At 62.5% G+C, this 9276-nt stretch carries 8 protein-coding genes; 1 reads left to right on the forward strand and 7 read right to left on the reverse strand.

The window, feature by feature from the left end; all coding sequences use genetic code 11:
• The 6 genes from VJV58_RS21850 to VJV58_RS21875 form a co-directional block, all read right to left on the reverse strand.
• A partial coding sequence (locus VJV58_RS21850) for a glutamine amidotransferase (protein ID WP_414641545.1) occupies window positions 1-759 on the reverse strand: 759 nt, incomplete at its 3' end.
• Between the two features lie 130 nt (window positions 760-889).
• Window positions 890-1672: an SDR family oxidoreductase gene (locus VJV58_RS21855; protein ID WP_324139452.1), complete on the reverse strand. Its 783-nt coding sequence runs from the start codon at window positions 1670-1672 to the stop codon at window positions 890-892.
• 245 nt (window positions 1673-1917) lie between these two features.
• The gene (locus tag VJV58_RS21860; RefSeq protein ID WP_324139453.1) at window positions 1918-2397 is read right to left on the reverse strand and encodes a TerB family tellurite resistance protein; all 480 of its coding nucleotides are present in this window, start codon (window positions 2395-2397) and stop codon (window positions 1918-1920) included.
• 125 nt (window positions 2398-2522) lie between these two features.
• On the reverse strand, window positions 2523-3935 hold the full coding sequence (locus VJV58_RS21865; protein ID WP_324139454.1) for an adenylate/guanylate cyclase domain-containing protein: 1413 nt from the start codon (window positions 3933-3935) through the stop codon (window positions 2523-2525).
• A gap of 47 nt (window positions 3936-3982) precedes the next feature.
• Complete coding sequence (locus VJV58_RS21870; protein ID WP_324139455.1) at window positions 3983-5371, reverse strand: cytochrome P450; 1389 nt, start codon at window positions 5369-5371, stop codon at window positions 3983-3985.
• Between the two features lie 37 nt (window positions 5372-5408).
• Window positions 5409-6779, reverse strand: a complete 1371-nt coding sequence (locus VJV58_RS21875) for a hydrolase (RefSeq protein ID WP_324139456.1) — start codon at window positions 6777-6779, stop codon at window positions 5409-5411.
• 300 nt (window positions 6780-7079) lie between these two features.
• Between VJV58_RS21875 and VJV58_RS21880 the strand changes: the two genes are divergently transcribed.
• On the forward strand, window positions 7080-8765 hold the full coding sequence (locus VJV58_RS21880) for an MFS transporter (RefSeq protein WP_324139457.1): 1686 nt from the start codon (window positions 7080-7082) through the stop codon (window positions 8763-8765).
• A 130-nt stretch (window positions 8766-8895) separates the two neighbouring features.
• On the opposite strand, the gene VJV58_RS21885 is transcribed toward VJV58_RS21880, so the two are convergent.
• A complete protein-coding gene (locus VJV58_RS21885; RefSeq protein ID WP_324139458.1) occupies window positions 8896-9108 on the reverse strand; it encodes a hypothetical protein in 213 nt (70 codons plus the stop codon).
• Window positions 9109-9276 lie beyond the last annotated feature (168 nt).

Genomic DNA, 9276 nt, shown 5'->3' on the forward strand with positions numbered 1-9276 from the left:
GACGAAGTGACCAAGACACGCGCGTTCCGCCGCGTCGTAGACGGCGCGGTCCGCGAAGTGATGATGCCGCTCGCGCGCGCCGGGCGCGCTCAGGCCGTCATAGCCGCGCGCGGTCCAGCGATGCATCATCGCGTAGGTCACGTCGGGATGAAACTGCAAGCCGAACGCTTGATCGAACCGAAACGCTTCGACGGGAAATTCGTCGCCCTCGGCCAGCAATGCGGCGCCCGACGGCAGCTCAAATCCCTCGGCGTGCCAATGATAGACTTGCTCCGGCCAATTCGGGCAGACGTCGAGACCCGCTGGCGTCGGAAGGATCGGGTAATACCCGATTTGCGCGCGACCTTGCGGATGCGGCCTCACCGCCGCCCCAAGCTGCCTCGCCAGCATCTGCGCGCCAAGGCAAATCCCCAGGAAAGGCCGCTGCTCCCGGAGCGGCACCGCGATCCAGTCGATCTCGCGGCGGACGAATTCATCCGGATCGTTCGCGCTCATCGGGCCGCCGAAAACGACCGCTCCGGCATGACCGTCCAGTGTTTCCGGAAGGCGATCGCCGAACCGCGGGCGCCGGATATCCAGGGCATGCCCGAACGACCGCAGCACGTTGCCCACGCGGCCGGGCGTCGAGGTCTCCTGATGCAGGATCATTAGAACCGGCAGCGATGGTTGGGTGATTGAAGGCGCGACAGGCGGCGCGTGCATACCGGGATCAAGCTGCAGCACGTGTTCGGCGCTAAATCTGATCGACTGAAACGACATAGGTGATCGTTTTCGCTCTCCGGCCCATCAAGCCAGAAGCGTCGTTAACGCCGATTTAATTTCGTGATGGGGCAAGAAAATTCAGGCCGTTTTCTTCACCCGCGCCCACTTCGCTCGAAAACGCTCTCGTCTAGGTGCGCTTGCGCAGCTGGAAGCTCCCGACCGCGGCAAGAATAAAGCCGCGCGGAAACAGCCGGAGCAGAAAGGGCACGGCCTTGATGGCAACGCCGGGAAACACCGTTCTCTTGTTCGCCATCAGACCCCGATAGCTTGCCTTCGCAACGTCAGCCGGGGACACGTTCAGGACCGCGGAATCAAATCCGGGCTCAAAACCCGCGCGCGCCTGAAATTCAGATGGGACCGGGCCGGGACATACCACCGTTACGCGCACCCCGAGCGGAGCGAGTTCGCGCCGTATCGCTTCACTAAATGACAGCACATATGCCTTGGAGGCGTAATACACCGCCATTCCCGGTCCCGGCAGAAAGCCGGCGATCGAACCCACGTTGAGGATACCGCCGCGATGTCGGATCAACTGATCGGCAAAGCGCAGAGATAAATCTGTCATCGCCCGGATGTTAAGGTCGATCATACCGAGCTGGGCCGTCCGATCCAGTTCGACGGCTCGGCCGAACAAGCCGAAACCTGCATCATTGACGACATATTCGACGTCCACACCTTTGGCAGCCAGCGCTGTCGCGATCTGGTCACTGGCGTTGGGCTGTTGAAGATCGCAGGCAATCACAATCGGCTCAGCCGCACCGCTGGCGGCGATTTCATTTGCCAAGGCGGTTAGCCGATCGGCGCGTCGCGCGACCAGAGCTACCCGATGGCCGTGCGAGGCGAAAACACGCGCCAATTCGGCACCTATTCCCGCCGAGGCACCGGTAATAAGCGACACGCGCTCGGTCACGATTTTATGCTCTTGAAGTTGTTGCACGGAGGCGAGGTAACGCGCCTTTGAGAGACATAGCCCTTAGGCGGGATGCAAGCCAGCCGCAAGCGCGCGGGCCCGTAGAAGGGTCGCTGTCCCGTCCAGGTGCTCGGTTTGAGGACGTATTCGCGCGGGACATGGGATAAATTGCCCGGGCATCAAAATTTCGTCATGTCCCCGGGCAGCGAAGTTACATTAGGCCCCATGATCGGGCCGACCCTATTTCAGGTCCCGCTGGCTGCGGCAGGCTGCCTGGCGGCGACCCGATGCTTGAGATCGAGGCGGTCGCGGGAGGACACTCCCAGCAAATCGGCCGCGCGCCACACCACGTTGTCCTCGAATTCGCTGACCTGACCGTCCGCGTACACCAGCTCCCACATCATCTCGACGATGCGAAGTCTGCCCGCTTCATCCACCGAGCGCATGATGACGCTGGTGAAATGATAAAGATCGACCGCCTCGCCCTCGATCAGGGTTGCCGAGGCGATTAACTGATCCGCCGTGCCAGGATCAAGCCCGAAGCGGCTTTCGATCAAGCTGTGAAGCTTGCGTTTTTCAACCGGCGAAGGTTCGCCGTCGATCGAAAGGACGTGAATCAACAGCGCAGTCGCAGCCAGACGATACCCGGTATCGTCAAACACCCTCTGATCGTGGGCGGTGGGAGAAACTATGTCGGCAATGAATTGGCGAAGTCCGTCCAGCATCACTTCCATCTAAATGTATGAAGACCATTAGTCGCAACACCGGCAGCTATGCCCGATATACGGCTGCAAAATCAAGCTTGCTCAGGCCTCACGGTTCCGCCAGCAGGCATTACCTTTCGGCAATGTCAGGGAATCTCATAGACCATGACTTTGTCGGCGATGCCGCGCAGCGCCGCCTGCTTCTGAATCGGGGTGATTGCCTCGCGTTCCAGAATTGCTGTCACCTCAGGCACCTCGATGATCGGACCGGTAATATGGATTGCCTGAGACGTCGACAGGCCCTGGACCCTGGCTGCGATATTGACGGTCTGCCCGAAATAATCCTGGCGCTCGTTGAGCATGACGGCGAGGCACGGGCCTTCATGGATCCCGATTTTGACTACGAGATCGTTGGTCCCTCGCTGCGCGTTGAGCGCATCCATCGCGGCGCGCATGCGCAAGCCCGCGACAATCGCATGTTCTGGCCTGATGAAGGTTGCCATCACGGCGTCGCCGATGGTCTTCACTACAGCGCCTTTCTCCGAGGCGATGATCTCGAGCAGTGCATGAAAATGCGCCCGCACCAGGTCGAAAGCGGCGAGGTCGCCGACCCGTTCGTACAATGCGGTGGAGCCCTTGAGATCGGTGAACAGAAACGTCAGCGAGGTGATCTTGAGCCGCTGATCGACGTTGAGGTTGTCGGCCTTGAAGACGTCGCGGAATGTCTGGTTTGAGAGCATTCGCTTGGCCGTGAGGAACGGTTTGCGCTTGCCGATCAGCTCATGCATCGCGTCTCCCGCGACGAAAACCGATGGCAGGACGCGCACGTCAGCCTGGTTGTCGAGCGACAGCCGGAGCGGTCCCGGGCGCATGATCCTGGTCCCGCCGGTCGGCGTCGGCGTCTTGTTGTAAGCCAGCGAAAGCTGCTGACGCTCCCTGGTCGGCTCGCCCTGGACGTCGATGAATTGCGCGGAATGGGTGACGGGCTCGAATATGATGATGAACTGTTTTGGCAGATGCAGCGAGAGCACCGCCTTCTCCCCGGCCGGCAATTCAAGCGTGTCCAGCGTGACCTCGTCGGCCAGCGTCGCAAACGCTTCCTTGTCGAAATCGACGCCCGAGCTCCAGAAGATTTGTTGATAATACTCCCAAACCGACAGCGAATTGGGATCGTGCGCGGCGATGCGTCTGACCCGCGGACTCACCGTGAAAGCGACCTCGACCTGTTCGTCGACGGAGGCTTCGTAACCGCATGCGCAAAGCCCGCAATGATAATCATCAGGACGCAGCGATTTAAGCGTGCTGTGGGCGCCGAGCACGCCGCCGCAGCCCGGGCACAGCACATTCCATGACAGATCGAACAGCCCAAGCCGAGAGGCATGGAGGAAGCCGGAAATCACCTGTTCCTCGGCGAGCCCAACCTGCTTCGAAAAGTCCAGTACATTGATGCGGTTGAGTTCGTGGTCCTCGCCCTTTTCGACGAGGTTTCGAATAGCGTCGACCACCGCAGGATCGGCGGTCTGTTTCAGTAATGAAAACTGTGCCTGGGTGTCGGTCATGGCACAAGTCTAGAGCAGATTGCGCGAGCGTCCAAGCAAGGGCTTTGTCACCGGCGCGTGATACGGAACGTTGGCGAGCGATCCGGCTGCGTGGTCACCACGCCAATCGGCATGACCGGCTCCTTGTCCAGAAGCTCGACCCGAAACGCGCCGATGATCCTGGCCAGCGCCAGCGTTGCTTCCAACAGCGCGAAATGCGCGCCAATGCAAATTCTCGCGCCGACGCCGAACGGTAGGTACGCGAAACGATCGGGAGACGGGGCAGGCGGCATGAACCGCTGCGGAACGAATGCATTGGGTTCGTGCCAGAGCTTTTCGTGCCGATGCAGCAACCATGGCGCGATCAGGATCACGTCATTTTTCCTGACCGGCATCCCGGCGATGGTGTCGAGCGCTGCAGCCGCACGCGCGATCAAAAATGCCGGCGGGTACAGTCGCATCGTTTCATCGATCACCGCGCGCGTAAATTTGAGCCGATCGAGTTCGGGCGCGGCGTCTGCGGGCGCGGCCTGAACTTCGCCCGCCAATTCGTCCTGGGTAGCCGGATCCAACGCAAGCAGGTACAGCGACCAGAACAGCGCGGTTGCGGTGGTCTCGTGGCCAGCGAGGATCATGGTCGCAACCTGGTCGCCGAGTTGTTCGTCGCTGAAGGCCTCACCGGTCTCCGGGTCGCGGGCGGCTTGCATCAGGTCGAACAGATCGCGCGGCGGCGCGCCTGCATCCTTGCCGGCCGCGCGGCGTTCGCCGACCAACATACCTATGAACCGCGTCCAACGTTTGCGAAATCGGGCGCGGAAGAAATCCTGCGGGGACGGCCAGCCGAGAGGCAACAGCAGATCAAGGAAATGCGGCCGGGCCAGTCGTTCGCCGTACTCCATCACGAAGTCGCGCAATGCGGGACCGTGACGCTCCATTCCGAACGAGAACATCGTCCGTCCGGCGATTTCCAGCGTCATTCGTTGCATCGCCTGCCTGAGATCAACCGGCTCGCCGCAGCTGGTCTGCAGTTTTGCGATCGTTTTCTCGGTAACCGCGATCATGTGCGGCGTCAGCGAGGCGACCGCGCGCGGAGTAAAGGCGGGCGCCAGCGTTCTGCGCTGATGTTTCCAGGCGCGGCCTTCCGCAATCAGCAGGCCCTCGCCGAGCACGGGGCGCAGCACCCGGATGGCGGCGGGCGTTCGCGTGTAGTTCTCATAATTGTCGACCAGCACGTGGCGGATCGCGTCCGGCGTATTTAAGATGAAGCTGGAGCGGCCGAAGAAGCGACCCCGGACGATGTCCTCTTCATAAGCGCGCTGGCTCCAGGTGCCGATCGCGCTCTCACGCATCGCCGCCATCCGTCCGATCGCATTCATGTCGTCGGGCGCGCGCGGCGGGCTCGGCGGCACCAGCCGACGCGGGGCGATCGCGATATCCAAGGCTTCGGCGGTGCTCACGGGCAACCTCGTTGAAGCGGCGCGGGCAAGCTAGCAGCTAGTAGGTCAACTCGGCGACCGCAATCCGGTTTTCAGATGCCGGCCACGCCCGCGCGACGATCCGCTCCTCGTTGAACATTGCCGTGACGGGCCGGGCTTCGGCGCCGGGCAGCCGGAGCGTGCTGGTTGAATCACCCGGCACTCCCGCCTTCACGTCGGTCGGCTCCTTGCCATCGAACAGCACGATATCGCGCGGCAGCCCGAAATAACCGCGCGGCCGCGACATCAGAACAACGCTGCCGGCTCCCACGTCCGCGGCTCCCAGCGGACGGGCGGCACGAAGATGCACGATCTCGGAGGAGCGCGGGAATGGCGAGCGATAAAAATGAGTGGTCGTCGAACCGGCCGATGTGAGCACGATTTCAAGATACCAGGTGGGATCGACCTTTGCCGGGCCCCAGCGTCCGTTCGCGGCTGTCTGCGACGAGTGAATGGGGCTACCGATGCGCTCGCCGGTATCACCGGAAACGCGGTAGACATCCACCGACGCGCCTGTCACCGGACGATTGGTTTGAACGCCCCCCGGCGTGCCCGTCACCAGCCCGCTCAACCTGACTTCCGCTTCCGGCATAATCGCAATTCTGTCCGGCTCGCGCCCGGCGATGAACTTGTAGATTTCCCGGAACGCACGCGGAGAAAACGCTGTCTCACGATGGTCAACCGCGCCGAGCACGAGATTGGTCGCGCCTTTGAGCGCGGGTCCTGCCGCGGTGATGCCGGTCGGCGTACCCGGCTTGCCGACGAACCGGCCGTCTTCTTGGGCGTATTTGTCCATGCCGTCGCTGCGCAAGGTCAGAAACGCGGTGCCCGGAGTTACTTCGTTCTCGCCCTCGTTCAGTCCGCGCAGAAACGGCCCGCGACCATTGAACTCGCCATTCAGTCCAACATCCCAATCGTAAACCCCGTGATTGGGAACGCCGCACAGCACCGCGTGGCTGACATCCGCCGCGCCCCCGTTTTTTATGTAGCTGCGAATCGAATTTCCGCCGCGCGAGTTGCCGACCAGAGCCACGCGCGCTGCGCCGGTACGGCGCTTCAACTCCTGGATGGCTTCGCCGAGTTCGCGGCGCTGATCTTCCGTTGAAGACTTGTTCGGCTCCTCCTTGGTGTCATCGGCGCGCGCCAGGGGATCGGTGAAATTGATCGCGAACATTCGATCGCGCGGAACCCCGTTCGATTCCATCCGCCACAAAGTGGTGATCCAAAGCGCCGCGTGGTCGCCATTGCCATGCACGAACAATACAGGCGGAGTCCCACCGGCGCTCGGGGCAGGGGACGGTGTCTGCGCGAACGCAGACAGGCCGAGGTTCCCGGTAGCAAGCGGCAACGCTGCCGCGCCCCTGAGTATCATTCGCCGCGATAGACGCATCTCATATCCTCCGGTTGTCGACACCTTGCTTGCTTGTGACCGCTGATAGCGGGCTTGGGCACCACTGTGAAGGGTCAGAACTTCTCCTCATTTGCCGGCCAAGTCAGCGCCGGGCTACTTCTCGGCGGCAAGCACGGCTGGAATCAGTGGATTTCCGGTGTCCCTTTGAAACGGAAGTTCGGTAAAGTAGCCGGTGCAAGCACGGCGAAATTCGCTTTTTGGGGAAGCTCGGCAGCCGGATTGCCGCAGGCGTCACTCGAAATCCAAACGAAATCAGCGGCAGACAGCAGTGGAATCGGAATGACTGAAAAGCCAAAACGCCAGATGTTTGCCGCCGATGGCGTCTCGGCTCCCCTACGGCATTCCGCGTTTCGGCGGATCTGGTTGGCGAGCTTACTCTCAAATCTCGGGCTGTTAATTCAGGCGGTGGGCGCGGCCTGGGCAATGACGCAAATGACTTCTTCCGCCGACAAGGTCGCGCTGGTCCAGACCGCCTTAATGCTGCCGGTGATGTTGATCGCCATGCCGGCGGGCGCTATCGCCGACATGTATGACCGGCGCATCGTGGCGCTGGTCTCACTATTAATCGCGCTTGCGGGGGCGACCGCGCTCTCAGTGCTGGCTTGGCTCGGCCGGCTCACGCCCGAAGTCCTGCTGGCGTTCTGCTTCGTGGTCGGCAGCGGCATGGCGCTGTTCGGGCCGGCTTGGCAGTCCTCCGTCAGCGAACAGGTGCCCGCCGAGACCTTGCCGTCCGCGGTCGCGCTGAACGGGATCAGCTACAACATCGCGCGAAGTTTTGGTCCCGCTATCGGCGGCATCGTGGTCGCAACCGCGGGCGCGGTGGCGGCCTTTGCGGCCAATGCAGTGCTTTATCTGCCGCTGCTGGTCGTACTGTTTCTCTGGCGACGCTCCAGCGAGCCCTCACGCCTGCCGCGCGAGCGGCTCAACCGCGCGATCGTGTCGGGGGTGCGCTACATCGCCAACTCGCCATCGATCCGCATCGTGCTGGCGCGGACATTGGTCACAGGCATCATTGGCGGTTCGGTCTCGGCGCTGATGCCGCTGGTCGCCCGCGACCTCCTGCACGGCGGGGCGCAAACTTACGGAATCATGCTCGGCGCTTTCGGGATGGGCGCGGTGATTGGCGCGCTTAACATCAGCGAAGTGCGTCGACGACTGACCGGGGAGGCGGCTATCCGGGCTTGCGCGCTGTCGATGGGCGGCGCTATCGCGGCGGTCGCGCTGAGCCGGGAGCCGGTCTTGACCGCAGCGGCGCTGGTCGTGGCCGGTGCGGTCTGGATGCTGGCGGTCGCGTTGTTCAATATCGGCGTGCAGCTCTCCGCGCCGCGCTGGGTGGCGGGCCGCTCGCTGGCCGCGTTTCAAGCCTCGATCGCCGGCGGCATCGCGATCGGAAGCTGGGGTTGGGGACGGCTAACCGACGCCGCCGGCGTGGAAACGGCGCTGCTGGTTTCCGCAGCGTTAATGCTGGCCTCGCCGATTCTCGGCCTGTGGCTCGGGATGCCTCGGGTCGGCGCGCGCAACGAAGATGCCGAGCTGCTGGCCGATCCCGAGGTGCGCCTTGCGTTGACCGGGCGCAGCGGGCCGCTAGTGGTGGAGATTGAATATCGGGTCGACCCGGAAAGCGCGCGTGCGTTCCACAATGTGATGCAGGAAGTCCAGCTCAGCCGCCAGCGCAACGGCGCCTATGGCTGGTCGATCGCCCGCGACATCGCCGATCCCGAACTATGGACCGAGCGCTATCACTGCCCGACCTGGCTCGACTATCTGCGCCAGCGCAACCGCTCCACCCAATCCGAGCGCGCGCTGCACCAGCGCGCAATGGATTTTCATCTCGGTCCCGATCCGGTGCGGGTACGCCGAATGCTGGAACGGCCGTTCGGGTCGGTCCGCCGGAAAGATGAAACGCCCGACCGCGCCGCCAACGAAGTGCTGCCGGTCGCCACCGCTGCCGGCAGCAGCACCTGAAGTTTTTTGGAGGGCTTTTGAACGAAGTGGACCCCGGTCCGCGGGAAGAAAGCGCGCCAGAAGAATAGGCTAGAGCAGCGCACGTCGCAGCAAGCAGCCGAGCGGAGGGCGTATTAGCCTGAAGAACTCGTTACTGCCCGTGCTCGCTCAAAACTTTGAGGCAGGCCTTGCTCAGCCGCGCACGATTTTGCTTCAGGCAAGCCAGCACGACCTGGTCGCCTTCATTCATGTGAGTACGGCAGTGGCGCGAGACGTCGCGCGCGCAGGCATCGTGCTCCTTCTGCTGCGCTAGGGCCGTCGACGCCATCAGGCCGAGCGGTATAATAAGCAGGTATCTGGCCATGATGTTACGCCTCGCCGTTGCCCATCCGGGTAATTTGTAATTCCGTCAGATCACGGCGGCAACGCATTTGTGCCACGCTTTGAAGTTCGCCAACGGCGAAATGGGGTTCGAGGCGCCCTATTTGTGAGCGGAACAGCGCCGTATTGATAAGGCGTTAACAACTATTTC

This window comes from Bradyrhizobium sp. (assembly GCF_035273305.1).
In the GTDB taxonomy this organism is placed as follows: domain Bacteria; phylum Pseudomonadota; class Alphaproteobacteria; order Rhizobiales; family Xanthobacteraceae; genus Bradyrhizobium.

Excerpts from the sequence above, each read along its gene's own strand:
- VJV58_RS21880 (WP_324139457.1), top strand. The coding sequence starts at position 7,080 with ATGACTGAAAAGCCAAAACGCCAGATGTTTGCCGCCGATGGCGTCTCG.
- VJV58_RS21860 (WP_324139453.1), bottom strand. The coding sequence starts at position 2,397 with ATGCTGGACGGACTTCGCCAATTCATTGCCGACATAGTTTCTCCCACC.
- VJV58_RS21885 (WP_324139458.1), bottom strand. The coding sequence starts at position 9,108 with ATGGCCAGATACCTGCTTATTATACCGCTCGGCCTGATGGCGTCGACG.
- VJV58_RS21875 (WP_324139456.1), bottom strand. The coding sequence starts at position 6,779 with ATGCGTCTATCGCGGCGAATGATACTCAGGGGCGCGGCAGCGTTGCCG.
- VJV58_RS21865 (WP_324139454.1), bottom strand. The coding sequence starts at position 3,935 with ATGACCGACACCCAGGCACAGTTTTCATTACTGAAACAGACCGCCGAT.